This window comes from Celeribacter sp. HF31 (genome assembly GCF_011806455.1).
Taxonomy (GTDB): domain Bacteria; phylum Pseudomonadota; class Alphaproteobacteria; order Rhodobacterales; family Rhodobacteraceae; genus Celeribacter.
Window position 1 is genome coordinate 180,210 of record NZ_JAATOT010000005.1, and the last position, 26,467, is coordinate 206,676.

The 26,467-nt window shown below is 60.4% G+C and carries 24 protein-coding genes; 16 read left to right on the forward strand and 8 right to left on the reverse strand.

What is annotated here, in order from left to right:
• The first annotated feature begins 5 nt into the window (after window positions 1–5).
• Window positions 6–1,292, forward strand: coding sequence for a DUF3422 family protein (locus HCZ23_RS12475; RefSeq protein ID WP_167602059.1), 1,287 nt, complete (start codon window positions 6–8; stop codon window positions 1,290–1,292).
• On the opposite strand, the gene HCZ23_RS12480 is transcribed toward HCZ23_RS12475, so the two are convergent.
• The 4 genes from HCZ23_RS12480 to HCZ23_RS12495 form a co-directional block, all read right to left on the reverse strand.
• On the reverse strand, window positions 1,225–2,289 hold the full coding sequence (locus tag HCZ23_RS12480) for a YeeE/YedE family protein (protein WP_167602060.1): 1,065 nt from the start codon (window positions 2,287–2,289) through the stop codon (window positions 1,225–1,227). The two genes, HCZ23_RS12475 and HCZ23_RS12480, sit on opposite strands and share 68 nt — an antisense overlap.
• Before the next feature lie 241 nt (window positions 2,290–2,530).
• A complete protein-coding gene (locus tag HCZ23_RS12485; RefSeq protein ID WP_167602061.1) occupies window positions 2,531–3,445 on the reverse strand; it encodes an ABC transporter permease in 915 nt (304 codons plus the stop codon).
• 12 nt (window positions 3,446–3,457) lie between these two features.
• On the reverse strand, window positions 3,458–4,465 hold the full coding sequence (locus tag HCZ23_RS12490) for an ABC transporter permease (RefSeq protein ID WP_167602062.1): 1,008 nt from the start codon (window positions 4,463–4,465) through the stop codon (window positions 3,458–3,460).
• Window positions 4,466–4,532: 67 nt separating this feature from the next.
• Window positions 4,533–6,248: a peptide ABC transporter substrate-binding protein gene (locus HCZ23_RS12495; RefSeq protein WP_167602063.1), complete on the reverse strand. Its 1,716-nt coding sequence runs from the start codon at window positions 6,246–6,248 to the stop codon at window positions 4,533–4,535.
• A gap of 459 nt (window positions 6,249–6,707) precedes the next feature.
• On the opposite strand from HCZ23_RS12495, the gene HCZ23_RS12500 reads away from it, so the two are divergent.
• Both HCZ23_RS12500 and HCZ23_RS12505 read left to right on the forward strand, forming a co-directional pair.
• The gene (locus HCZ23_RS12500; protein WP_167602064.1) at window positions 6,708–8,576 is read left to right on the forward strand and encodes an ABC transporter ATP-binding protein; all 1,869 of its coding nucleotides are present in this window, start codon (window positions 6,708–6,710) and stop codon (window positions 8,574–8,576) included.
• Between the two features lie 39 nt (window positions 8,577–8,615).
• On the forward strand, window positions 8,616–9,779 hold the full coding sequence (locus HCZ23_RS12505) for a M20 aminoacylase family protein (RefSeq protein ID WP_167602065.1): 1,164 nt from the start codon (window positions 8,616–8,618) through the stop codon (window positions 9,777–9,779).
• 81 nt (window positions 9,780–9,860) lie between these two features.
• Here the strand turns inward: HCZ23_RS12505 and moaA are convergent, their stop codons facing one another.
• Window positions 9,861–10,874 carry a GTP 3',8-cyclase MoaA gene (gene moaA, locus HCZ23_RS12510; RefSeq protein WP_167602066.1) on the reverse strand — a complete coding sequence of 338 codons (1,014 nt, stop codon included), beginning with the start codon at window positions 10,872–10,874 and terminating at the stop codon, window positions 9,861–9,863.
• A gap of 41 nt (window positions 10,875–10,915) precedes the next feature.
• The gene (locus tag HCZ23_RS12515; RefSeq protein WP_167602067.1) at window positions 10,916–11,566 is read right to left on the reverse strand and encodes a DNA alkylation repair protein; all 651 of its coding nucleotides are present in this window, start codon (window positions 11,564–11,566) and stop codon (window positions 10,916–10,918) included.
• A gap of 63 nt (window positions 11,567–11,629) precedes the next feature.
• Between HCZ23_RS12515 and HCZ23_RS12520 the strand changes: the two genes are divergently transcribed.
• Window positions 11,630–12,418 carry a hypothetical protein gene (locus HCZ23_RS12520; RefSeq protein ID WP_167602068.1) on the forward strand — a complete coding sequence of 263 codons (789 nt, stop codon included), beginning with the start codon at window positions 11,630–11,632 and terminating at the stop codon, window positions 12,416–12,418.
• 68 nt (window positions 12,419–12,486) lie between these two features.
• Here the strand turns inward: HCZ23_RS12520 and glmS are convergent, their stop codons facing one another.
• Both glmS and glmU read right to left on the reverse strand, forming a co-directional pair.
• Entirely contained in the window at window positions 12,487–14,310 is a 1,824-nt protein-coding gene (gene glmS, locus HCZ23_RS12525) for a glutamine--fructose-6-phosphate transaminase (isomerizing) (RefSeq protein WP_167602069.1), read from the reverse strand.
• Window position 14,311: 1 nt separating this feature from the next.
• Window positions 14,312–15,664 (reverse strand): bifunctional UDP-N-acetylglucosamine diphosphorylase/glucosamine-1-phosphate N-acetyltransferase GlmU, encoded by a 1,353-nt coding sequence (gene glmU / locus HCZ23_RS12530; RefSeq protein ID WP_167602070.1) that lies wholly within the window; start codon window positions 15,662–15,664, stop codon window positions 14,312–14,314.
• Window positions 15,665–15,828: 164 nt separating this feature from the next.
• Between glmU and HCZ23_RS12535 the strand changes: the two genes are divergently transcribed.
• The 12 genes from HCZ23_RS12535 (at window position 15,829) to nuoF (ending at window position 26,362) form a co-directional block, all read left to right on the forward strand.
• Window positions 15,829–16,494, forward strand: coding sequence for an HAD-IA family hydrolase (locus HCZ23_RS12535; RefSeq protein WP_167602071.1), 666 nt, complete (start codon window positions 15,829–15,831; stop codon window positions 16,492–16,494).
• Window positions 16,491–17,681 (forward strand): DegT/DnrJ/EryC1/StrS aminotransferase family protein, encoded by a 1,191-nt coding sequence (locus tag HCZ23_RS12540; RefSeq protein WP_167602072.1) that lies wholly within the window; start codon window positions 16,491–16,493, stop codon window positions 17,679–17,681. The genes HCZ23_RS12535 and HCZ23_RS12540 overlap by 4 nt, the downstream gene beginning before the upstream one ends.
• A 38-nt stretch (window positions 17,682–17,719) precedes the next feature.
• A complete protein-coding gene (locus tag HCZ23_RS12545) occupies window positions 17,720–18,430 on the forward strand; it encodes a DUF1629 domain-containing protein (protein WP_167602073.1) in 711 nt (236 codons plus the stop codon).
• A gap of 287 nt (window positions 18,431–18,717) precedes the next feature.
• Entirely contained in the window at window positions 18,718–19,083 is a 366-nt protein-coding gene (locus tag HCZ23_RS12550) for an NADH-quinone oxidoreductase subunit A (RefSeq protein WP_167602074.1), read from the forward strand.
• Window positions 19,074–19,607 (forward strand): NADH-quinone oxidoreductase subunit B family protein, encoded by a 534-nt coding sequence (locus tag HCZ23_RS12555; RefSeq protein WP_167602075.1) that lies wholly within the window; start codon window positions 19,074–19,076, stop codon window positions 19,605–19,607. Before HCZ23_RS12550 ends, HCZ23_RS12555 begins: the two co-directional genes overlap by 10 nt.
• A 12-nt stretch (window positions 19,608–19,619) precedes the next feature.
• The gene (locus HCZ23_RS12560) at window positions 19,620–20,219 is read left to right on the forward strand and encodes an NADH-quinone oxidoreductase subunit C (RefSeq protein WP_167602076.1); all 600 of its coding nucleotides are present in this window, start codon (window positions 19,620–19,622) and stop codon (window positions 20,217–20,219) included.
• Between the two features lies 1 nt (window position 20,220).
• The gene (locus tag HCZ23_RS12565; protein WP_167602077.1) at window positions 20,221–21,117 is read left to right on the forward strand and encodes a sulfotransferase; all 897 of its coding nucleotides are present in this window, start codon (window positions 20,221–20,223) and stop codon (window positions 21,115–21,117) included.
• Window positions 21,118–22,362, forward strand: a complete 1,245-nt coding sequence (locus tag HCZ23_RS12570; RefSeq protein WP_167602078.1) for an NADH-quinone oxidoreductase subunit D — start codon at window positions 21,118–21,120, stop codon at window positions 22,360–22,362.
• Between the two features lie 464 nt (window positions 22,363–22,826).
• A complete protein-coding gene (locus HCZ23_RS12575) occupies window positions 22,827–24,029 on the forward strand; it encodes an NADH-quinone oxidoreductase subunit E (RefSeq protein ID WP_167602079.1) in 1,203 nt (400 codons plus the stop codon).
• Window positions 24,030–24,100: 71 nt separating this feature from the next.
• Entirely contained in the window at window positions 24,101–24,817 is a 717-nt protein-coding gene (locus HCZ23_RS12580) for a helix-hairpin-helix domain-containing protein (RefSeq protein WP_167602080.1), read from the forward strand.
• Window positions 24,818–24,828: 11 nt separating this feature from the next.
• A complete protein-coding gene (locus tag HCZ23_RS12585) occupies window positions 24,829–25,050 on the forward strand; it encodes a DUF5337 domain-containing protein (RefSeq protein WP_167602081.1) in 222 nt (73 codons plus the stop codon).
• Between the two features lie 13 nt (window positions 25,051–25,063).
• Complete coding sequence (gene nuoF / locus HCZ23_RS12590; protein WP_167602082.1) at window positions 25,064–26,362, forward strand: NADH-quinone oxidoreductase subunit NuoF; 1,299 nt, start codon at window positions 25,064–25,066, stop codon at window positions 26,360–26,362.
• The last annotated feature ends 105 nt before the right edge of the window (window positions 26,363–26,467 follow it).

Consider the following 26,467-nt stretch of genomic DNA (forward strand, 5'->3'; position numbering starts at 1 on the left):
CGCATATGGCCCCTTTGCAAGACCACCCGCGCCGCTATGAGCTGGCCAATGAACTGCACGCCCGTCCTTTCCCGGAGGTGAGCACCAATGCGCGTGCCGCCTATCTGGCGATCCGGGCGGCAGGCGATGCGGCGCGCCGGGACCACAATCTGGACCGGGCGCATCTTTTGGCGCTTTTGGACCGTTACGGCGCGCCGCATCCGGCGCCGGGGGCAACGCATTACATCGGGCCTTTGGGCAAATATCGTCTGAAATGGGAAAGCCATACGGAATTCGTGACCTATACGATTTTCGCCGATGGCGTGGCGGACCGGGCCTTTGACAAAGGCACCTTCGATCTCTTCCCGGAAGACTGGCTGAATGAGGCGCCGGGGCAGCGGATCACCTCCGCGCTCATCCGGGTGGAAACCGTGGAAACGGAGGCGCAAATCGTCGAGCGGATCGACAGCTGGTTCGAGCGGGAAAGCCTCGCCGTGGCCCATGTCCTCGACGGGGCGCTGACGGTCGCGGGGGATTTTCGCATCGATGAGGCCGGGCATATGCGCTTTGCTATTTTCCCGGAACCGGATTGTGGTCGCCGCCGGATCGGGCGGGTGCTGCAGCGGCTTTGCGAGATCGAGACCTATAAGGCGATGTCGATGCTGGGCCTCGTGCAGGCGCGCAAAGTGGTGCGGGAGCTTGCGGATATTGAACAGGAACTGGCGGAGCTGATGGCGACGCTGACCTCGAAAACTGAGACTTCTACGGAAGAGGTGCTCGACGATATTCTCGGCCTCTCGACCCGGATCGAGGGCATCGTGACGCGGACGAATTTCCGCTTTGGCGCGACCGGGGCCTATGAGGCGATTGTCACTCAAAGGATCGACGTGCTGCGCGAAAGCCGATTCATGGCGCGGCAATTGTTTGGCGAGTTCATGATGCGGCGCTATGATCCGGCGATGCGCACGGTGCAGGCGGCCAAGTCACAGCTTGAAAGCCTCGCCGAGCGGACCGCGCGGGCGGCGAACCTGTTGCGCACAAAGGTCGATGTCGGACGTCAGGCGCAAAACCAGGCGCTTTTGGAAAGTATGGACAAACGCGCCGATTTGCAATTGCGCTTGCAGGAGACCGTGGAGGGGCTGTCGGTGGTGGCGATCAGCTATTACGCCGTGAGCCTCGTGGGCTATCTGGTTTACCCATTCCTCGAACCGCTGCACCTGTCGAAAGGGCTGGCTCTGGCGCTGGTCACTCCGCTGGTTGTGCTTGCGGTCTGGCTTGGCCTGCGGGGGATAAAGAAGCACCATCTCGGATGAGCCGGGCGGCGCTCACGCCCCCCAGAGCAATCGAGACAAGCGCGAGGATGGCGGCCAGAGACAGGCTCGGCACACCCGCAAGGCCCGCACCCACGGTGCAGCCGCCAGCCAACACACCGCCCACACCCATCAAGGCCGCACCGGCCATGTAACGCCCGGTTTGACGGGGGCTCTCGAAACTCTGCCACCGGAAGCGGTCAGACAACAGCGACGAGACGAGAGCCCCCAAAATGACACCACCGATAAGGCCGGTGCCAAATCCCGCAGGGATAGAAGACGCCGCGACGGACCAGAACAGGGTCTCGGCGGCGGGCGAGGTGAATGACAGGCTTTCCATCGCGATCGGGTCGAATTCGTCGAAGAGGACAAAACCCGTGCCGATCCATGCGGCGGGCACCAGAAGGCCGATCAAGGCGCCGAGAACGAGATCGCGTTTGGACGTGGCGAGACGCCACGCGGCGATACCCGCAGCCCCGACGATGAGCAAAGTCCAGATCAGCGCAGAGCCGGGCAGGGCGGCCGTGTCCAGCGACAGCGTGACCCCACCCAATGTGGTGCGCAGCGGGGCCAGCACGCCTTTGAGCGTGGCGTGGGCCACGACGGCGAAGACCACGAGCACGAGGGCCGCACGCAGGTTGCCGGAACCGGACAGAACAGTGAGACGCGAGACGCAGCCTCGGGTCAACACCATGCCGACGCCGAACATCACCCCGCCGATCACAATGGCAAGCCAAGGCAGATCGGGCGTCAGGAAACGGTGGTCGGCGAAGGAAATCAGGCCCTGCGCGACGGCGAGTTGCGTGCCGAGGACGGCGGTGGCGAGACCTGCGAGCCACACGCCCGCCGCGGCGCCACGTTCGCCCTTTGCCCCGGCGACGGAGCGACGGAAACAAAAGCGCGACACTTCGGCCAGTGCGCCGAAAAGCACACCGATCACAAGGCCAAGGATCACCGCCGCTTGGCGCGGGGACAGGTCCAGTCCGAGAGATTCATACATGTCGCGTCCTTCCATATGTGCGGGCCAAAATTGGCTGCGAGAGGAAATTTGTTCCTCATATGCGTGAAAAGAGATGCGTGGCAATCTTATAGGGTTGCTGTTGCGACGTAGGTATTGGGAAAATGTTCCGATCCTGTCGGTAGGGCGAAACAGGTGTTCGCGCGCTTTGACAAAGCATGGAACCAAAGAAAAACGCGCCGGGGGAGCGGCGCGCTTTTTGTTTTTATTTGGCTGTTCCGGCTCACCGCCCGCGAATACGCGGATCGAGCGCATCGCGCAGCCCGTCGCCGATGTAATTGACCGCGAGAACGGTCAAAGAGATCGCCAAACCGGGCCAGATGACGCGTTCGGGATATTGTTGAATGAAATCCTTCGAATCGTAGAGCAGGCGACCCCAGGTCGGGTAATCCGGCGGGAAACCGAGGCCCAGAAACGACAGAGCGGATTCCGTGATGATCGCATTGGCGATGCCAAGCGTCGCGGACACCATGATCGGCGACATGATATTCGGAAGGATATGGCGCGTGACGATCCGGTCGGACGGCGTGCCGATGGAACGGGCGGCCAGGACATATTCGCGTTCCTTCAATGCCAAGACATCGCCGCGCACGATCCGGGCGGTCTGCATCCAACTGGTGATGCCGATGACGAAAACGATCAGGATGAAAATCCCGGTCTCGAGGCCAAAGACCGACCGCAAAGGATCGCGGAACAGCATGATGATCACCAGAAGAAGCGGCAACAGCGGCAGGGCCAGAAACAAATCGGTGAGGCGCATCAAGATGCCGTCGAGTTTCTTCCAATAGCCCGCGAGGACGCCCACGAAGGTGCCCAAAACCAGGGACAGGAACATGGCGGTGAGGCCGACAGAGATCGAGACCTGCCCGCCCTGCAACATACGCGCAAGCACATCGCGGCCCAACTGGTCGGCGCCAAAGGGATGCGCCAGAGACGGGCCTTGGTTGCGGGCGCGGATGTCGATGTGGCCGGGGTCGATGGTCCAGAGGAACGGGCCGAGATAGACGGCCAGCACGATGAAGACGAAAAAGATCAGCCCGGCCATGGCACCCTTGTGGGTCTTGAACTGATCCCAGACGTCCCACCACTGGTTGCGGGGTTTCTCATCGGGGGCGGGAATGGTCGCTGTGTCAGTCATGGTCAGCTTCCTTTAATCGTAGCGGATGCGCGGATCGAGCATGCCGTAGATGATGTCCGCAATGAGGTTGAAGAGCACGATGAGCACCGCGAAGATAAACGTCAGGGTCTGCACCATCGGCGCGTCGGAGGCGTAGATCGCGGTGATCAGCATCTGGCCGAGACCGTTCACTTGGAACACCTGCTCGGTGATGATGGCGCCGCCAAAGATATTCGGCACACCCAAGGCAATCACGGTCACCACCGGGATCATCGAGTTGCGCAACACATGCATGAGCACGACAACGCGCTCGGACAGGCCCTTGGCCCGCGCGGTGCGGACGTAATCCTGATTGAGATTGTCGAGCATGGAAGCGCGCATGAAGCGGCTGACTTGGGCGGCGTTATAGAGTGTCAGGACGAAGACGGGCATCGCCATTTGGCGGACTTGGAACCAGAACGACGGCCAGTCGGTGATCTCATGGGTGGTGTCGTAGATCGACGGGAACCAACCCAGCGTCACCGAGAAGATGACGATCAAAAGCACGCCGGAGAAGAACGTCGGGATCGAAAACCCGACCATCGAGACAAAGGTGCCGAGCTGGTCGAACCAGCTGTACTGGCGATAGGCGGAGATGATCCCGATGGGCACGGCGATCAGCGTCGCGAAGATGTAGGACAGGCCAACGACCCAAAGCGTCTGGGGCATGCGTTCGGCGACGACGGACATCACCGGGGAACGGGATTGGAAGGAGATAATCCGTTGTTTCCCCTCGGCAAAATCGGTGCCGAAGATATGGTCAAAGGCGACCTGCGGCTCGACCACGAAGAACTGGTAAAGCCAGTTCAGAAACCGGATGTGGACGGGTTCGCCAAGGCCCAGAGCCTCGCGCATTTTCTCTTTCACCTCGGGCGGCACGGTGAGCGGGATCGAGGCCATCGGATCGCCGGGGGCCAGATCGAGCAGCAGGAAGATCACCAAGGAGATGAACAGCAGCGTCGGCACGGCGAGAACCAGGCGACGGATCGTGAAATGAAGCATGAAGGCGGCCTTGCGGTCTTATGTCATTGAAGCGGGCGCCCCGGAAACCGGAGCGCCCCACAAGAGATCACTCTTTGATGCGATACCAGTCGGCCGCATTCCAGAGCTCGGAATCCCAAGTGTTCAGGATGACACCGCCCAGCGAATTCGCGTGGGCCGAGAGGCGGCCACGGTCGACGAGCGGGATGATGACATATTCCTGCATCAGCATGTCGTTCATGGCCTTCGCCATTTCCGCACGCTCGTTGATGTCACCGGTCTTGGCCATTTCGGCCACAAGCGCGTCATACTCTTCGGAGCAGAAACGCGGCATGTTGTTGCCCTGCCACTGAGTTTCCGGGCGCGGCGCCTGTTTGCATTCCCAGTTGGCCATATAGGCTTCGGGGTCGGTGCCGTCGAAGTTGTTGGCGTACATCTCCACGTCCGCGTAGAACTTCTGGAACGTGTCGGGCGAGCCCGCATCGCCGCCGAAGAACACGGAGGCGTCGATGTTGCGCAGCTCGGTTTCGACACCGATTTCTTCCCACCACTGTTTGATGATGGCCTGGAAATCCTGACGGATCGCGTTGGTCGAAGATTGGAACAGGAGCGACAGTTTCACACCGTCCTTCTCGCGGATGCCATCGCCATCGCTGTCGACCCAACCGGCCTCTTCGAGCACGGCTTTCGCGCCTTCGATGTCCTGCGTCAGACAGGCGTCGTTGGCGGTGGATTTGTAGATCTCCGGCGCCGGCAGCACGTTACAGGTCGGACGCCCCGCATCGCCATAACCGATCTCGGTCAAAAGCGCGCGGTCGATGGCCATGGAGAGCGCTTTGCGCACGGCGATGTCCGAGAGGAACGGGTGCGGATGTGCGGCCGTGGCGCGTTCGTCGCCGAGAGCCGGATCCGGGTCGGTCAGGTTGACCATGATCCGTTCGACAAGTGTGCCGAAGGAGTTCACGAGCTGGCCCTGACCCTTGGCGAGCATGGCCTCCAAAAGATCGGGCGCAACTTGCGTGTTCCAGGCGTAATCGAATTCGCCGGTCTCAAGCACCGCCCGCGCTGCGGATTGCGCGTCACCGCCGCCCTTGAGCGTTGCGGTCGCAAAGGCCGGTTTCATCGGATCGCGGTAATTCGTGTTGGCGGAGAGGGAGACCACGTCGTTGGTCTTGAACTCATCGACCACAAACGGGCCGGTGCCGATGGGGGCAAAGTTCTGATCGGTACAGGACGCCATGGCTTCGCCGGTACAATCCGCGAATTGGGCCTTTTGCACGATCGGCGCCTGTGCGCCCACGAAAGGACCGTAGGGGAAGGGCTTCGGCACGCCGAAGGTCACAATCACGGTCAGATCGTCCGGGGTCTCGACGGAGACAACGTCATTGTATTTCTCGGATTGGGAACAACCGCCACCTTCAGAAGTACAATATTCCCAGGTGAATTTCACATCTTCGGAGGTGAACGGCGTGCCGTCCGACCACATAAGACCGTCCTTGAGTTTCCAGGTGATGGTCATCAGGTCTTCGGAAACGCCACCGTTTTCGACGGTCGGAACGGATTCGGCCAGGAACGGCACCATCGCGCCGGTTTCATCGTAACGCGCCAGCGGTTCCAGCACGAGAGACGCGGATTCGAGCTCTTTGGTGCCGCCCGACAGATAGGGGTTCATCGTCGACGGGGCTTGGTAATAGATGATGTTGACATGGCCGTCGGCTCCGCGTTCGGCGAAGGCGGCGGGCGCCATAGACAATGCGGCGACGGTGCCCAGAACAGTGCCCATCAGGGCAGTCTTGAGTTTCATTATAACAACCTCTCCTTGTTGAACCGGCTTCGGGCCTCTGCCTGAACTTCATTGTTTCAGGGCTTGGACCAGTGCGTGAACCGCACATTTTAAGGTTTCCCGCCGGACGTGTCTTAACTCATTCCTCTTTATCGAACCTGACGCAACCTGTGCGAGTGGACTTGCTGAGGGCAAGGCGACTCGCCGGGCTGCGCGGCTATAAATTTATCGAATGATAAAAACTTAGGCGAAGCAAGGCGGTTTCTCTGAGAAAATTGGCAGACCGCCCATATCGTTACGTTATCCTTGCATGCGGTTTCAGCGAATGCTCGTATTTCAGACAAACCGATTTGACAGTTCCAGCGCGGCAGGCATAGCGTCGAGGAAAAGGTCCTCATGACAGATCCATGGGGACGGTTCTTGCCGCTTTTGAGCCGCACGAGGACCGATCTCAATTCACCATGACCCGAAAGGCGATCCATGCTCGATACCACTCCCGATACGCAACAAGACACGCCTGAAGCCCGTGCCCTGATCGACGTGTCGCATCTCAGGGTCGAATTCCCGACCCGGGGCGGGACGGTTGTGGGGGTCAAGGACGTGTCCTTCACCATCGCGCCGGGGGAGACGCTCTGCGTGGTCGGAGAATCGGGTTCGGGCAAATCCGTGTCTTCTCTGGCGATCATGCGGCTCATCGAATTCGGCGGCGGCAAGATCGCCGAGGGCGACATCAAGCTGCGCAAGGGCGAGCAGATCATCGACCTGACAGCGATGAACCCGGAAAAAATGCGGGCGCTCCGCGGTAATGACATCGGCATGATCTTTCAGGAGCCGATGACTTCGCTCAATCCGGTGTTCACCATCGAACGCCAGCTTTGCGAGGGGCTGCGGGTTCATAAGGGCATGACCAAAGATCAGGCCCGCGCGCGCGCCATCGAGTTGATGAAAGACGTGCGCATTCCCGAACCGGAACGCCGTCTGAGCCAGTACCCGCACGAGCTGTCCGGCGGTATGCGCCAGCGCGTGATGATCGCCATGGCGATGGCCTGTGAGCCGAAACTGCTGATCTGCGACGAACCCACGACGGCGCTCGATGTGACGATTCAGGCGGAGATTCTGGCGCTCATCGACCGGCTGAAACGCGAACATGGCACCGCCGTTCTGTTCATCACCCATGACATGGCGGTGGTGGCGCAAATGGCCGACCGCGTTTTGGTGATGTTCCGTGGCGACGTGGTCGAAGAGGGCCGTGTCGAAGAGATTTTCGAGACCCCGAAAGAGGAATACACCAAGGCGCTTCTGGCCGCCGTGCCGAAACTGGGCGAGATGACCGGCAAGCCCGCGCCCGAACCGATGCGTCTGATCGGTGTGCCGCAGGGCGAGATCAAACCCGTGCCCTACGCGCCCGAAGGCAGCGCGCCTGTGTTAGAGGTCAAGAACCTCGTCACGCGCTTCCCCGTGAAGGCGGGGTTGTTGCGCAAGACGGTCGCCAATGTGCATGCCGTCGAGGATGTGTCTTTCTCGATCAAGCCGGGAGAAACCCTGTCTCTGGTGGGCGAAAGCGGTTGTGGCAAATCGACCTGCGGGCGCTCTGTGCTGCGCCTGGTGGAGCCGCAAGCGGGGTCAATCCTTTTGGACGGCAAAGAGGTGCTCGACCAAGGTCCGGGCGATCTGCGCCGCTTGCGTCAGGACATGCAGATGATCTTTCAGGATCCTTTCGCGTCGCTGAACCCGCAGGTGCGCCTTGTGGATCAGGTGGCCGAACCGCTGCGCAATTATGGCCTCGCCCATGGCTCCGAGGTGACCGACCGCGTCGCCAATCTGTTCGACCGGGTCGAGCTGCCGCGCTCTTTCATGAAACGCTATCCGCACGAACTTTCGGGCGGGCAACGCCAACGGATCGCCATCGCCCGCGCGCTTTCGATCAACCCGAAGCTGGTGATCGCCGACGAAGCCGTCTCTGCGCTCGATGTGTCGGTGCAGGCGCAGGTGGTGAACCTGTTGATGGAGCTTCAGGCCGAGTTGGGCATCGCCATGCTCTTCATCAGCCACGACATGGCCGTGGTCGAACGCGTCAGCCACCACACGGCGGTGATGTATCTGGGCCGCATCGTAGAGATTGGCCCACGTCAGGCCGTGTTCGAGAACCCGCAGCACGACTATACGAAATCGCTTATGCTGGCCGTGCCGATCGCCGATCCGCGCAACAAGAAGATCAGTTCGAACCTCTCGTTCAAACCGATCCCCTCGCCGATCTTCCCGGCGGATCACACGCCCGCCAAATCCACCTACCGCGAAGTGGCGAAAGACCACTTCGTCTTGGAGCCCATCGAGGGCTTTACCTATTGAACGTCACCGCGTTCCGACCTGACCAGAAAAGAGACTGACATGCCCATCAAGAACCGCCTTGCCGAATTGTTGCCGGAAATCACCGCATGGCGTCGCGATATTCACGAAAACCCCGAGCTGATGTTCGAGCTGCCGCGCACCTCGAAAAAAGTCGCGGACCTGCTGCGCGAGTTTGGCTGTGACGAGGTGGTCGAAGGCATGGCCAAGACCGGCGTTGTGGGCGTGATCAAAGGCAAATCGGATAGCAAAGGCCGCACCATTGGCTTGCGCGCCGATATGGACGCGCTGCCGATCCTGGAGGAAACCGGGTCGGAATTTGCCTCGAAAAACCCGGGCGTGATGCATGCCTGCGGCCATGACGGCCACACTGCGATGCTCTTGGGGGCGGCGAAATATCTCTGCGAGACCCGCAATTTCGACGGCACGGCGGTGGTGATTTTCCAACCCGCCGAAGAGGGCGGCGGCGGAGGTCGTGTGATGTGCGAAGAGGGGTTGATGGAGCGCTTTGGCATCGACGAGGTCTACGGCATGCACAATTGGCCGAACCTGCCGACGGGCACTTTCGCGATCCGTCCTGGCCCGTTCTTTGCCGCCGCCGACGAGTTCGACATCGTGGTGCGTGGCAAGGGCGGACATGCCGCCAAACCGCATGAGGCCGTCGACAGCACGGTGACCGCCGCGCATCTCGTGCTTGCTCTGCAATCCATCGCCTCGCGCAATGTGGACCCGACGAAACAGGTGGTCGTCTCTGTCTGTACGGTGGAGAGCTCGTCCAAGGCGCATAACGTCCTGCCGGCGACCGTGTCTTTGAAAGGCACGGTGCGGACGCTTGACGGAGAGGTCCGCGATCAGGCGCAGGAGCGTCTTGAGGCAATCTGTGCCGGGGTGGGGGCCACCTATGGGGCTGAGATCGAGGTCGATTACCATCGCGGCTACCCGGTCATGGTGAACCACGATCAGGAAACCGAATACGCCATCGAGGCGGCCACGAAGGTGGCTGGCGGGTGCGAAGAATACCCGCTCGTCATGGGCGGCGAAGATTTCGCTTACATGTTAGAGGAACGCCCCGGCGCCTATATCATCGTCGGCAACGGCCCCGGCGCGCCGGTGCATCACCCGAAATACATGTTCAACGACGAGGCCCTGCCTGCGGGCTGTTCGTGGTATGCTGAAATGGTGGAAAGCCGTCTGCCTGCGGCGTGACCCTGAGTATTTCCGGCACAAAGGAAACCAAAAAGGAGCGCTCCCAGTTGGGGGCGCTTTTTTATGAGGCGCGAAGGGGCTTCATCCGCCGGTATGACTCATATGCCGCGAGACCTGACCGTCGGGTTTTTGCCGTGAATAGTCGAAATCATGGCCTTTGGGTTTGCGCAGAATGGCCGCTTCGATGGCATGGATCAGCGGCGTATCGTCGTCGGGAGACGCGCGCAGGACGTCGCGGAGCGAGGCATTGTCTTCCTGGCCCAAACACATGAACAGCTCTCCCGTACAGGTCATCCGCACGCGGTTGCAGCTTTCACAGAACTCATGCGAGAGCGGCGTGATGAAGCCGATCTTTTGCCCGGTCTCCTCAACGCGGACATAGCGTGCTGGCCCGCCCGTGCTTTCCGGCAGATCGGTGAGGGTAAAGCGCTCCGCCAAGGTGCTGCGCATGTCCTTGAGCGACCAATATTGCCCGACGCGGTCCTCGTTGCCGATGTCGCCCATCGGCATGACCTCGATAAAGGTCTGGTCCATATCCTCGCGCGCGCACCAGTCGATCAGCGTGAACAATTCGTCCTCGTTGAAGCCTTTGAGCGCGACCGTGTTGATCTTGACCCGGAGCCCTGCGTTGCGCGCTGCCTCGATGCCGCGTAGGACCTGATCGAGGCGGCCCCAACGGGTCACGCGTTGGAATTTCGCCGCATCCAGCGTGTCGAGCGAGACGTTGATCCGGCGCACGCCAGCCGCATAGAGATCGCCGGCAAAGCGCTCCAGTTGCGAGCCGTTTGTCGTCAGGGTCAGTTCACGCAAAGCGCCGCTTTCGAGGTGACGCGACATGGCGTTGAAAAACGTCATGATCCCGCGCCGCACCAAAGGTTCACCGCCGGTGATCCGCAGCTTCTCGACGCCGAGCCCGATGAAGGTAGAGCACATGCGGTCCAGCTCTTCGAGCGTCAGCAATTCCTTTTTCGGCAGGAACGTCATGTTTTCCGACATGCAATAGACACAGCGAAAATCGCAGCGATCCGTGACCGACACACGCAGGTAGGTGATCGGACGGGCGAAAGGGTCGATGAGGCGGGGTGCGTTGGACATGACCGGTAATCTAGGGCGCGGGGGGCGGGCTGCCAAGCGATTTAGTCAGACTTTGTGCGCGATTGGACCACGCGCCGCACCATGCCGGCGCGTTTGCGATCATGTTTGCCGAGGCTCTTGAGCCAGCTGTCGGCCATGCGCGACACATCCTTGTCCGGGTCCTGCAACGCATAGGTCAGCCAATAGAGCACATCGTCGATGGCGTTCACCTCGTCCTCCGTCGGATGGGCGAGTTTCGCCAGGGGCAGGGACAGTCCCAAAGCCGCACGACGATCCAGCGCGCGTTCGGATTTGGCCAGCTCATGCACCACGGCCATGCGCGACAGATCGACAGAAATGCGACGCGCCCCGGCGCCCGCAAGCGCATCCAATTCGGCCCAGGTGTCGGCTTCAGAAATCCAAACACAGATCTGATCCCAGATGGCGGCATCGTCGGCAATGCGCGCCTGTGTCAAAAGTTTCGCGGCCATCAGTCGGGCCTCGAATACCGGCTGTTCCCAGAGCGCGCGTGCCAGATCGAGACGTTCGGGAAAGCTCACGTCCTGACGCCATTCGCGCGCAAAATTCTCCAGCACTTGGGGCGGAACCCCGAGAGCCTCCGAACGGCCAGCGCGGCTGCTGAGCGCAGACGCCTTTTCCGGGTCGGCGGAGAGCCGCAGGGTTTCCAGGACCGTTTCGGGAGTGATCGACATCTTTTTGCCCTTTTGATGAGGTATCGCTTGATCAGCCAAAACCACAAGAGAGCCAAAGGGACAATGAAAAACCTTATCAAACTGCTGTTGACTGCCTCCGCTTTTGCCTACGCGATGCCCATCGTGACGGCCGATTTCGCTGGTTTGAGTGGCGCAGAAGCGCGCAATGCGAATGCCAATGGCGGCAATTCCGGCAACTCCGGCGGACATGGAAATTCGGGGAATCGCGGCAATTCCGGCAATCGGGATCAGTCGACGGGCGGCACCCATGGGAATGCCGGCACTGCGGGAAATCCAAGAGGCAAACCGCTGGCTTCCGCGCTCAAGTCCCTGAATTCCCTGCGGCGCAACCCGAATGGCATCATGAATTCCTCGGACCCGAAAATGGTGCCGATCAAGGCGTATCTCAACGCCGTGGCCGAGTATGAGACCGCCGAGGATGCCTTGAATGCGGCCAGTGCGGCCTATGCGGACAGCTATGCCGATCTCGCGGCCGCCGCGGCGGCGCTGGGCCTGTCGTCCGATCCGGCGAGCTGGGGGGCTGAGATTGACCAGTTGAATGCCGATCTTGCCGCGAATCCAGTGGCGGAAGGTGAGCCCGGCTACCAGGACTATCTCGATCAACTGGCCGCTGTAGAGCAGGCACAGGCGGATTACGACCAGGCTTTGGCGGACAAGGCCGTGCTCGATGCGGCGGTAGAAGATGTGGCGGATGCAGAAGGCGCGATTTCAGACGAGGCTCTGATCGACGCGATCGTGGCGGCTCAGAATGCCACCGGCAATGGGCCGATCACGGCGGATGATGTGACGCCGGAGATGCTGGATTACGCCAAATCCAAACTCGGGGTCTGAGCCTTTCCCCCCGAGTCAGAGACCCACGTCGAAGCCGCCCCGCATTTGGGGCGGCTTCTTTTTGAGCGTTATTCGACCGTCACCGATTTCGCCAGATTGCGCGGCTGGTCGACATCCGTGCCCTTGGCGACCGCGGTGTGATAGGCGATGAGCTGGGCCGGGATGGCGTAAAGAAGGGGCGCGAAAAAGTCCGGCACTTCGGGCATTTGCACCGCTTGCCAGACCCCGTCGGAGGCCACTTCGAGGCCCTTTTTGTCCGACACCAAAAGCACCTTGCCGCCGCGCGCCATGACCTCTTGCATGTTCGACACGGTCTTGTCGAACAGCGCGTCATGCGGCGCGAAAACGATCACGGGCGTGTGGCTGTCGATGAGCGCGATGGGTCCGTGTTTCAATTCGCCCGATGCATAACCTTCGGCATGTATATAGCTGATTTCCTTGAGTTTAAGGGCGCCCTCAAGGGCCAGGGGATACATCGGGCCACGGCCCAGGAACAGCACGTCCTTGGCCTCGGACAGCTCGTTGGAGACGGCGTTGAGATGTTCGTCCAGATCGAGCGCACGGGTCAAAAGCCCCGGCAGGGTGCGCAGCTCTGAGAGGCGTTTGGCCAGCGTCGCATCGTCGATCTGACCGCGTTGATGGGCGGCCTCCAGCGCCAAAAGTGCGAGCACCGTGAGCTGACAGGAGAAGGCCTTGGTCGAGGCCACGCCGACCTCGACACCCGCCAAAATCGGCAGGGCGATGTCGCTTTCGCGCGCGATGGAGCTTTCCGCGACGTTGACGACAGAGACGATCTTGTCGGCCTTGCCGGACATGTATCGCAGCGCCGCCAAAGTGTCGGCGGTCTCGCCCGATTGGCTGACGAAAATCGCCAATGTCCGGGGGGCGACGGGCGGCTCGCGGTATCGGAACTCGGAGGCCACGTCGATCTCGACCGGAATGCGCGCCACCTGTTCGAGCCAGTATTTCGCCGTGTAACAGGCGTAATAGGCCGTGCCGCAGGCGACCATGATGATCCGGTCAAAGGCGGTGAAATCGAGGCCCGGATCGGGCAACACGATGCCGGTGTCATCGGCGTTGAGGTAATAGGCGAGTGCTTCGGAAATCACCGTCGGCTGTTCAGCGATTTCTTTCGCCATGAAGTGTTTGTGCCCGGCTTTTTCAATGCGGGCGGCGTTCAAGGCGATGGTACGCCGCGCACGTTGCACCTGCGCGCCGGTCTCATCGAAAATCTCGAGGCTCTCGCGGGTGATCACCGCCCGGTCGCCTTCGTCGAGATAGGTGACCTGATCGGTCATGGGCGCAAGCGCGATGGCGTCGGAGCCGACGAACATCTCGCCCTTGCCGTGCCCGATGGCCAGCGGCGAGCCCTTGCGCGCGGCGACCAAAAGGTCCTCTTCGCCGTCGAACAGGAAACAGAGCGCAAACGCGCCTTCGAGCGTGTTGATGGTGGCCATGGCGGCCTCCACAGGCGTTTTGCCGGCATCCATGAAGCTCTGGCAGAGAAGGACGACGGTTTCCGTGTCCGTCTGGGTCACGAAGTTATAGCCTTTTTGGCCAAGCTCTTCGCGCAGCTCACGGAAATTCTCGATGATGCCGTTGTGGACAACGGCGACGGGACCGGCCTTGTGCGGGTGGGCGTTGACCACGGAGGGCGCGCCGTGCGTGGCCCAGCGGGTGTGACCTATGCCGGATTTGCCCGCGAGCGGCTCATGCACCAACAAATCGGACAGGTTCACCAACTTGCCGACCGCACGCCGACGGTCCAGCTTGCCCTTCGACACGGTGGCGATCCCGGCGCTGTCATAGCCGCGATATTCCAGCCGTTTGAGCGCCTCAACGAGGATCGGCGCCGCTTCGTGATTTCCCAAAACCCCTACAATACCGCACATTTTACTGCCCTTTTTGCTTTTTGGCCTTCAAAGACTTTAACTTTTCGAACATTCGCACCGCGAGCATCGGTTTGTTCACCTGTTTCGCCCGCGCGATCGCCAAAGCCCCCGGCTCGATGTCGGAGGTGATCACAGAGCCGCTCGCGGTCATGGCTTCGTCACCCACCGTCACGGGCGCGACCAGCATGGTGTTCGACCCGATGAACGCATTGCGGCCAACGATGGTGCGATGTTTGAACACGCCGTCATAGTTACAGGTGATCGTGCCCGCGCCCACATTGGTGCCGTCGCCAATGTCGGCATCGCCAATGTAACTCAGGTGGTTCACCTTGGTGCCTTCGCCGATCTGGGCGTTTTTCACTTCGACGAAATTGCCGATATGCGCGTTGTTCGCCAGCTCCGCACCGGGGCGCAGGCGGGCGAAGGGACCGACGGTCGAGCCCATCGAGACATGGCAGCCCTCGAAGTGGCTGAACGCGCGGATGCGTGTCAGGGACTCCACGGTCACACCGGGACCAAAGATGACGTTGGGCTCCACCACCGTGTCGCGTCCGATATAGGTGTCGAGTGAGAAGAACACCGTCTCAGGCGCCATCAAAGTGACGCCATTTTCAAGCGCGTCTGCTCGTTTCATGGTCTGGAAAATGCCTTCGGCACGGGCCAGTTCCGCACGGGTGTTGACGCCCAGCGTTTCGGATTCGTCACAGGCGACAGCGGTCGCCGTTTTGCCGGTCTTCCAAGCAATTTCAACGATATCCGGCAGGTAATATTCCCCCGCTGCATTGTCGTTTCCGACCTGTTCGAGCAACTCGAAGAGCACGGTGGCGTCGGCGGCCACGAGGCCCGAGTTACAAAACGTAATCGCGCGCTCGGCCTCGGTCGCGTCCTTGAACTCGACAATGCGGGTGAGCGTGTCGCCCTCCATCACCAGCCGCCCGTAACGCGCCGGATCTTTGGCCTCAAATCCCAGCACGACCACATCGGCGGACTTGCGCGCCTCTGCCATGCGCAGGATCGTGTCCTCGGAAATGAAGGGCGTATCGCCGAAGAGCACGATGGCGTCGCCCTCGAAGCCCTCAAGCGCCGCTTTCGCCTGCAACACTGCGTGCGCTGTGCCGAGTTGGTCTTCCTGGCGGGCAATTACGATGTCTTCGTCGATCTTTGCGGCCTCCGTGGCCACCTGATCGCCGCCATGACCCACGACCAAGACCGTGCGTTCCGGGTTCAAAGCCGCGCCCGAGGCGAGCGCATGCGCGAACATCGGCGCGTTGCCGATCGGGTGGAGGACCTTGGGCAGGTCGGAGTTCATCCGTGTGCCTTGCCCGGCGGCCAAGAGAATGAGGGCTGTTGCCATGGTGTTCGTCCCGATCTGCTCTTTTCTTTATCTGTTTGCCGTTTTACCCATGATGCACCAAGCCGCAAGGGTTGTGGCATCACAGTTTCTGACGCGAGATTACAGTTGTGGGCGGGGAGCCGCCCAGAACCGGCGCGATTGGGGCCGCAGGAGGCCAAAACACTATGAAAACCGTTATTTTCGATCTCGACGGGACGCTCGCGGACACTTCCGCCGATTTGATCGCCGCGGCCAATGCCTGTTTCCGGGGCCTGGGATACGGCGATGTGTTGGACGCGCAAGCGGACGCCCATACGGCCTTTCGCGGCGGGCGGGCGATGCTGACGCTCGGGTTTTCTCGGGTGAAACCGGGGTTTTCCGAGGATGATGTGATGACGCAATATCCGGTGTTGCTGGAGGCTTATGCCGAGGACATCGACACCCACACGCGGCTTTACGAGGGCGCGGTGGAGGCCATCGAGGCGCTGCGCAGCGGGGGCTATGCGGTGGGCGTTTGCACCAACAAGCCCGAAGATTTGGCGGATCGGTTGCTCACGCGGTTGGGCGTGCGCGACCTGTTCGGATCTATGATCGGGGCGAAGACGGTCGGTGTCTCGAAACCCGATCCGAAGCCCTATCTGGCCGCCGTCGAAGAGGCTGGCGGCGTGCTGACGCAGTCCTTCCTCGTGGGCGATACCGAAACGGATCGTTCGACCGCCAAGGCGGCGGGGGTGCCCTGTGCCTTGGTGACCTTCGGACCCGATGGCGATGGGGTGAAACGGTTGGAGCCGGAGGCGTTGCTAACGCATTACAATGACTTGGGTCGTTTGACGCGGGAGTTGATCGGATGAGCGACGAGGTTTTTAGAGGCAATTTCACCCAACAGGAACCGATCCCGGAAGAGGCCATCGCGGCCGCTGTTGCGGTGATGCGTTCGGGACGGCTGCACCGCTACAACACCGCGCCGGGGGAGGCGGGGGAGGTTGCCCTGCTTGAAGAGGAGTTTGCGGCTTACACGGGGGCGAAATATTGTCTTGCCGTGGCCTCGGGCGGTTATGCTCTGGGGTGCGCCTTGCGTGCGCTGGAGGTCCAGCCCGGTGCGCCGGTTTTGACCAACGCCTTCACGCTCGCGCCTGTGCCCGGCGCGATTGCGAGCGTGGGCGCCAAGCCCGTGTTTGTCGGCGTGACCGAGGGGCTGGTGATTGATCTCGATGATCTTCAGGTGAAGATCGCTGAGACGGGCGCCAAGGTTTTGATGCTGTCCCACATGCGCGGTCATATCGTCGATATGGATGCGCTGATGTACATCTGTAACGGCGCGGGCGTGGCGGTCATTGAGGATTGCGCGCATACCATGGGCGCGCATTGGGACGGGGTGCCGTCGGGCCGGCATGGCGTGGTCGGTTGCTATTCGACGCAGACCTATAAACATATCAATTCGGGCGAAGGCGGGTTCCTGATCACCGATGATGACGAGATCGCCGCGCGGGCCATCATGTTGTCGGGATCGTACATGTTATATGGCAAGCACCTGGCCGGTCCTAGCCCGGATGTGTTCGAAAAGGTCAAATATACCACGCCGAATGTCTCGGGTCGGATGGACCATCTCAGGGCCGCGATCCTGCGGGTGCAGCTGCGGAGCCTGGAGGCGCAGGTCGAAAACTGGAACGCGCGCTATCGTGTGGTCGAGGAGGGGCTGCGGGACACGCCGGGTCTGACGTTGATCGACCGACCGCAACAGGAACATTACGTCGGCTCGTCGTTTCAATTCCTGCTGATGGATTGGGCCGACGCCAAGATCGAAGCGCTGGTCGCCGCCTGTCTCAAACGCGGGGCCGAGCTGAAATGGTTCGGCGCGCCGGAGCCGACGGCCTTTACCTCGCGTTACGAGAGCTGGCGCTACGCCGAGCCGCAGAGCCTGCCGGACAGCGACCGGGTGCTGCGCGCGATCATGGATATGCGCCTGCCGCTGACTTTCAGTCTTGAGGATTGCGCGATGCTGGCGCGGATCATTCGCGATGAGGTGCAGAACCTGTAACGCCGCGCCTACCCTTAATTTTAAAAGGATTTTTTGACATGACATGGGCGTTGATTGAACCCGGATTTGGTGGCGATTATTGGCCGGAAGTGGAAATGAAGGCCTATGACGAGGTTTTGGCGGACTATTGGCGTAATGAGATTTCTGACGAGGACAAAAAAGAGCGCTTTCAAGCGATCTCAACATATGAGCATTTTGTCGCTTTGAAGTTTTCAAAAGAGATCGGGACCAGCCCGTTTGGACGCGTGTTGACCCCGCTTTTGGAGCATGAAGCGCCGACTGTTGTCGAGGCGCAGAAGAGCTACAAGAACCTGGCCTCAATGATCCGCATTGGTCATTGGGCGGTGGATGAAGCGCTTAAGGCGATCATCGAAGAGATTGAGCCGGGCGTGCATCAGTTCTGGCCGGTGACCATCACCATGCCGCGGGGCAAGACCTATCCCAAAGAATATTATGTCATGGTGATTGGCACATTCCTCGACAGTTTTCGGCCCGAGGCCTGTGCTGAGGGGCTTGTGACGCGAACTGTCAAAAACGAGCACTTCCACTTTAACGAGATCAAGCTTGCGATGAAAAAGGCAGATTATGCCGGTTTGGCGTTTTCCAAAGCTGCGATTGGAGATCACCATTTATGGCGGGAAAGGACCCTGCGTAGCTGGCCGGAATTTATGATGTCCGACAAGCTGAAAGAGGCGATTGATGCCGCCGGTCTGCGGATGCCCAAGCTTTATCCGGTGAAAGATGTGTGAGGGCTGGGGGGCCCCGAACTCTGCACAACTGGCAGCTTTCCGACTAAAAAACTAAGGAAAAACCTCTCGAATCGTGCGACTGTTGAAATTTCCGCCGCAGCGCCGCAAAATCGGATGGACGGATCAAAAAAACTTGCCACCCCCCTTGAAACATGGGGCTTTCTCACGCTGGCGTTGGTTGACCATAGTGTCGCAGGGGGCTAAACCACGACAAGCTAGCAAAGCAGCGCGCCTGCGATCGCCTGACATCCGTCCCGCGAAGAAGCGCGCCTATCAAGGAGCCGCTCGTGGAAGTCTTGCTTCGGGAATATCTCCCTATCGTCATTTTCCTCGGCCTCGCCATCGTGCTGGGTCTTGTGTTCATCTTCGCAGCTCTCATCCTCGCCGTTCGCAATCCCGACCCTGAGAAAGTGTCGGCCTATGAGTGCGGATTCAACGCATTCGACGACGCGCGGATGAAATTCGACGTGCGGTTCTACCTCGTGTCGATCCTGTTCATCATTTTCGATCTCGAAATCGCTTTCCTGTTTCCCTGGGCCGTCGCGTTCAAGGACATCGGGATCGTGGGCTTCTGGTCGATGATGGTGTTCCTCGCTGTGCTGACCGTGGGCTTTGCCTATGAATGGAAGAAAGGGGCGCTGGAATGGGCGTGACGACCGGAGCCAACACCGCAGGTGTGGACAAGGAGCATTCCACGCAGGTTCTCAACAAGGAACTGCAGGACAAGGGCTTTTTGCTGACCTCCACGGAAGACATCATCAACTGGGCGCGCACCGGGTCGCTGCACTGGATGACCTTTGGTCTCGCCTGCTGCGCTGTCGAGATGATGCATACGTCGATGCCGCGTTACGACCTTGAGCGGTACGGTACGGCCCCGCGCGCCTCTCCGCGCCAGTCCGACCTGATGATCGTCGCGGGCACGCTGACCAATAAAATGGCGCCGGCGCTGCGCAAGGTTTACGACCAGATGCCGGAGCCGCGTTACGTGATCTCCATGGGGTCCTGCGCCAACGGTGGTGGCTATTATCACTACAGCTATTCGGTGGTGCGCGGCTGTGACCGCATCGTGCCTGTGGACGTCTATGTCCCCGGCTGCCCGCCGACCGCAGAGGCGCTGATGTACGGCATTCTGCAGCTGCAACGCAAAATCCGCCGCACCGGCACGATCGCCCGCTAAGGAGAGCATGAGATGAGCGAAGCCCTCCAAGAACTTGCTGCGCATATCGAGATCAAGCGTCCGAACGATGTGTTGAAAACCGAGGTGGCTTACGGTGAGCTGACCGTCACGGTCACCTCCGCAGGCATCGTCGATTTCGTCGAGTTTCTGAAGACCGACAGCACCTGTAAATTCTCCTCTCTGGTGGACATCACGGCGGTCGATCATCCGAGCCGCGATCAGCGGTTCGATGTGGTCTATCACTTCCTGTCGATGTACCAGAACCAGCGTATCCGCGTCATTGCGTCGGTGCGCGAAGAGGAAACCATCCCGTCGATCATCGCCGTCCACCCCTCCGCGGGCTGGTTCGAACGTGAGACTTTCGACATGTTCGGGATCATTTTCTCCGGTCACCCGGACCTGCGGCGCCTGCTGACGGATTACGGTTTCCGTGGCTACCCGCTGCGCAAGGATTTCCCGGCGACGGGCTACACCGAAGTGCGCTATGACGAAGAGCTGAAGCGCGTCGTCTACGAGCCGGTGAGCCTGGTGCAGGAATACCGCCAGTTCGATAACCTTTCCCCGTGGGAAGGCGCGAAATACATCCTTCCCGGCGACGAGAAGGGAGCCTGATGTGAGCGGCGATCCGGCCATCATGATCTGCGTTGGCGCGACCAAAGCGGGCACCAGCTCGCTTTATCGCTATTTGCACGATCACCCGGATTGCCACCTGCGCTCGATCAAGGAATTGCATTATTTCGACACGGTCGAGAACAACGACTACGCGTTTCAATTCGACGTTTTCTCGCGGCTGCGCGCGGATTTGGTCCGGCGCCAGGACATTGCGCGGAGCAACGCCAATCTTTGGAAAGTCACCAATCTCGAACGCCAGATCATGGATGTCGATGAAATGGTGCGCATTCTGGAGCTGGGCGAAGAGGGGGTCTCGGACTATCTCTTCTACCTGCTGGACGGGATTGGCGACAAGAAGCTCGCGGGCGACATAACGCCGGGCTACGGGTTGCTCTCCGAGGACCGGCTGCGCGACATGGCACATATGGCGCCGGACGTGCGGTTCGTGTTCATGATGCGCGATCCGGTGGACCGGCTCTGGTCGCATGTGCGGATGCAGGCCTCGCGCCAGCGCCGCCCCGGCGAAGAGGTCGCGGTCAAGGCCAAGCGGATCATGAATCGTGTGGTCAATCGCGATCTGGAAAAACACATTGCGCCGCGTGGCGACTACGAAGGCATCGTGGAAAAGCTCAAACGCGCGGTGCCCGAAGACAAGCTTTTGGTGGGCTTCACCGAGGATCTTTTGACGGGCGAAGGGCTTCAGAGCCTCTGCGCCTTTCTGGGGATCGCGGCCAAGCCCGTGGAAAAAGAACCGCACTCCCATAAGGGCGTGAAACTGCAACTGAGTGACAAGCAACGGCATGAGGCGGCGCGCTTTCTGGCCCCGCAGTATGCCTATGTGGAAAAGACCTTTGGCGAGCTGCCCGCGCGGTGGCAAGCGAATATGGCGAGGATCTGAATGATGGACGGCGACATCCGGCAAAACACCTATGACGATGGGTCGCATGACGCGACGGACGGTGAACAGAAGATCCGGAATTTCAACATCAACTTCGGGCCCCAGCACCCTGCGGCCCACGGTGTGTTGCGGATGGTTCTGGAGCTGGACGGCGAGATCGTGGAACGGGCCGACCCGCATATCGGGCTGTTGCACCGCGGCACCGAAAAGCTGATGGAAAACCGCACCTATCTGCAAAACCTGCCGTATCTCGACCGCCTCGATTACGTGGCGCCGATGAACCAGGAACATGCCTGGTGTCTGGCGATCGAACGTCTGGCCGGTGTCGAAGTGCCGCGCCGCGCGTCTTTGATCCGCGTGCTCTATTCCGAGATCGGCCGTGTGCTGAACCACCTCCTGAACGTCACCACCGGCGCGATGGACGTGGGCGCTTTGACGCCGCCGCTTTGGGGCTTTGAAGAGCGTGAAAAGCTCATGATCTTCTACGAGCGCGCTTGCGGTGCCCGTCTGCACTCCGCCTATTTCCGCCCGGGTGGCGTCCATCAGGACCTGCCGCCGGAGCTGATAGACGATATCGAGGCCTGGGCCGACGCTTTCCCGAAGGTTCTCGACGACATTCACTACCTGATTTCCGACAACCGCATCTTCAAACAGCGGACTGTCGACATCGGTCTGATCACCGAACAGGAAGCGCTCGACTGGGGCTTCTCCGGCGTGATGGTGCGGGGCTCCGGCATGGCCTGGGACCTGCGTCGCAGCCAGCCTTATGAGTGCTACGACGAGTTCGATTTCCAGATCCCCGTCGGCACCAATGGCGACTGCTACGACCGCTACATGGTGCGGATGCAGGAGATGACCGAGGCGACGAAGATCATCAAACAATGTGTGGCCAAGCTGCGTGAACCGGAAAATCAGGGCGATGTTCTGGCCCGTGGCAAACTCACACCGCCGAAGCGCAAGGATATGAAGACCTCGATGGAGGCGCTTATCCACCACTTCAAACTCTACACCGAAGGGTTCAAACTGCCCGAGGGTGAGGTCTACGCCGCAGTCGAAGCGCCGAAGGGCGAGTTTGGCGTCTACCTCAATTCGGACGGCTCGAACAAACCCTACCGCGCGAAACTGCGCGCGCCGGGCTACCTTCACTTGCAGGCGATGGATCACATGGCGAAAGGTCACCAGCTGGCCGACGTCTCCGCCCTCATCGCCACCATGGACATCGTTTTCGGGGAGGTCGACCGTTGACGACCATCACGATCTCTCGGTCAGGTGTTGCTGCGGGTATCATGCTGTGCATGTTGGCGGGCTGTGTAGAGGATACCTCTGTGCCCCGTGAAACATATACTCTGAACCGAGCGGTTCCTCAGCCTGCCGCCGGGACAATACCTGAGCGTGAGCCTTGGCAATTGTGCAAGTTACCAGAGGACCTCTGTCGGAAGGCGGTTGCGCTACGGTACGAGAACAATGTTGCTCCCGAGGGAACGCGTGAGCTTGTAGTGGCGCTGGAAGAGGCGAACATAGAAGCCTACAAGACCTGTGAACGGCCCATGAATATGTCACGTGTGAATGCATCTCCGAAAGGTGGCATGAAGCTCGTGCATACTGGCTTCAGCCAAGGAGCCACAGGGATTTCGATTGCTTTTGCTAATGAAACAGATTGCGCTGGGCCACGCCCCGGTGGAACTTTTGGAATAAGGTAAGGACGTTCTATGCTACGCCGTCTCTATCACGAACAACCCGCCTCTTTCGAATTCACGCCCGCGAACCTCGCCTGGGCTGAGGGGCAGATCGCGAAATATCCCGAAGGGCGTCAGCAATCGGCGGTTATCCCGCTGTTGTGGCGCGCGCAAGAGCAAGAGGGCTGGCTCACCAAACCGGCCATCGAATATATCGCCGACATGCTGGGCATGGCCGATATTCGCGTGCTTGAGGTCGCGACCTTCTACTTCATGTTCCAACTGCAACCTGTTGGGTCTGTTGCGCATATTCAGGTTTGCGGCACAACGACCTGCATGATTTGCGGCTCGGGCGACATCATTTCGGTCTGCAAAGAGAAAATCGCGCCGACGCAGCACACGCTGTCGGCGGATGGCAAGTTTTCCTGGGAAGAGGTCGAGTGCCTTGGTGCTTGCGCCAACGCGCCGATGGCTCAGATCGGCAAGGACTATTACGAAGACCTCACGGCTGAGAATTTCTCCAAGCTTCTGGACGATATGGCCGCAGGCACTGTGCCGGTGCCGGGCTCGCAACAGGGGCGCTATTCGTCGGAGCCCGCCGGTGGGCCGAATGTGCTGGCCGACTACAAAGGCACGGGCGCGCAGTATAATGGCTCCGTGCAGATCGCCATGGACGTCGGTGACACGCTCAAGCGCATCGACGGCACCGAAGTGCCGCTTTTGACGCCTTGGATTTCCAAAGGCGCGGGGCATGGTGGCGCGGGCAAATCCGTGCCGAAACCGGCGCCGACGCCGAAATCCGCCGTGCAACAGGCGGCAGAAAAGAAAGCCTCGGACAAGCTCGAAGCCAAACCTGCGGCGAACACGCCCGCGTCGGACACCGGCGTGACCAAACAGCAAGCTGATGCCAAATCCAAGGCCCAGCCGGTCTCCAAAGCCGAACCCGTCGAAGGTGAGGTCGCGGAGAAGAAACCGCGCACCATGAAAGCGCCGCGCAAAGCGGGTGCCGATGATCTGAAAAAGCTCAAAGGCGTGGGTCCGAAGCTTGAGCAGACGCTCAACGAGCTGGGCTTTTGGCATTTCGATCAGGTGGCGAAATGGACGGCGGAAGAGATCGCCTGGGTCGATGCGCGGCTGAAGTTCAAAGGCCGGATCCAACGCGATGGCTGGATTGACCAGGCCAAAATCCTCGCCGAAGGCGGAGAGACCGAATTTTCGAAACGTGCGAAATACTGAGACGAAAAGCTCGAGAGGCCAAAGAAATCGGCCCGAATGAGTGATCAACAGGGATATTTCAGGAGTACCACATGACGGACGCACAGCAGGGCAAAACGCCCAAGATCGGATTGATCGCCGCGATTTGCGGTGTGATCGCCTTTTTGGCACTGATGTGGATCGCGGGCTATTCGACGGCGGCCTCGGTGATCGTTGGTGTTCTCGTGGCGCTTTTGGTCGCGATCCTGCTGTGGATCGGTTGGTACGAAGAGGCGACGGAGGCAAATGTTGGCCACCCCGAAGCCGATGTCAGCGCCTCTGGCCTGATGGCAACTTCGGGCATTGGCGATGAGCCGGTGTCGGCGGCGGATGAGATTGCGATTGAGCCGCACGCAGCGGACACCCGCGAGGTGCGCTCGAAAGCTGCGGCGGCGACGCCGGAGGCCCATCCGGTCGATGACGCACCGGTCGAGCCGGTTGCGGAACCGGTCGAAGAGGTCGAAGAAAAAACGGAGGCCGCCCCGGTTGCTTTCGCGTCTGTCCCGGACGCCGCGGTCGCGGCAGTGCCCGACGATCTGAAGTCGATCAAAGGCGTCGGGCCGAAAATCGAAGTGCAGCTGCACGCGCGGGGGATCACCACCTTTGCACAGGTGGCGGCGCTGAGCGCAGATGAGATCGAAGCCCTGGGCGCGGCCCTCAAAGGCACCTCGGCGGCGCAGCTGACGAAATGGGCCGAACAGGCCAAAATCCTCGCCGCGGGCGGGGACACGGAATTCTCGAAACGCGTCAAGGATGGCGATGTTTACTGAGGAGTAAGGAAATGGTGCCTGACAAGGACCAGCATTTGGCGAAAAAGGCGCGCATGGTCGCCGTCGTGATCGCCGTGACGATGTTGGTCTGGTTGGGGGCTCAATGGTTGGGTGGGAAACTCGGATTGCCGTCGCGCTACGCGTTTCTCCTCGATCTTGCCGCTTTGGCCGGGTTCGTCTGGTCGTTTGTGGTGATGTATCAGATTTGGCGTGACACGCGCCGGAAAGACTGAAGGGACAAGAGCGATGCTCAAGGATCAGGATCGGATCTTTACCAACCTCTACGGCATGAATGACCGTAGCCTTGCGGGCGCCAAAAAGCGCGGGCATTGGGATGGCACGGCGGGCATTCTCGCCAATGGACGCGACTGGATCATCGACCAGATGAAGGCTTCGGGCCTGCGTGGTCGTGGTGGCGCGGGCTTCCCGACGGGTCTCAAATGGTCCTTCATGCCGAAAGAAAGCGATGGTCGCCCGGCGTACCTCGTGATCAACGCCGACGAATCCGAGCCCGCGACCTGTAAGGACCGCGAAATCATGCGCCACGACCCGCACACGCTGGTCGAAGGCGCGCTGATTGCCGGCTTCGCGATGAACGCGGTGGCCGCCTATATCTACATTCGCGGCGAATATATCCGCGAGAAAGAGGCGCTTCAGGCCGCGATCGACGAGGCATATGACGCCGGTCTCATTGGCCGCAACGCCTGCAAATCCGGCTATGATTTCGACATCTACCTGCACCATGGGGCAGGGGCCTATATCTGTGGCGAGGAAACCGCCCTCATCGAGTCTCTCGAAGGCAAAAAGGGCATGCCCCGGATGAAACCGCCCTTCCCGGCGGGCGCAGGTCTTTACGGTTGCCCGACCACGGTGAACAACGTCGAATCCATCGCCGTCGTGCCGACGATCCTGCGGCGCGGTGCGGAATGGTTCGCCTCCTTTGGCCGCCCGAACAACGCGGGCACCAAACTCATGGCGCTGACCGGCCACGTCAACACGCCCTGCGTGTTCGAGGAAGAAATGTCGATGTCCGTGCGCGAGATCATCGAGAAACACGGCGGCGGCATTCGTGGCGGCTGGGACAATCTGAAAGCCATCATTCCGGGCGGGGCGTCCTGTCCTGTTCTGCCGAAAGAAGCGCTGGAAGACGCGATTTTCGACTTCGACTGGATGCGGGAGAACAAGTCTTCCTTTGGCACCGGCTGTATGATCGTGATGGACAATTCCGTCGATGTCGTCAAAGCGGTCTGGCGTCTGTCGGCGTTTTTCAAACACGAAAGCTGCGGTCAATGTACGCCGTGCCGCGAAGGCACCGGCTGGATGATGCGCGTGATGGACCGTCTGGTGACGGGTGACGCGGAAATCGAAGAGATCGACATGTTGCTCGATGTGACGAAACAGGTCGAAGGCCATACCATCTGTGCGCTGGGGGATGCGGCGGCTTGGCCGATCCAGGGTCTGATCCGTCACTTCCGCGATGACATCGAAGAGCGCATCAAAATCAAGAAAACCGGTCGCCTCTCTGCGGCGTTTGCGGCGGAGTGAGAATGTGGCGTTTGGTCGGATTAAAATGTCCTTGTTGCGGTCACGTTCCGTATTTCGCATTCGCGAAATGCCGGGTCTGTGGCTATGCGACACTGTCATTCTCGT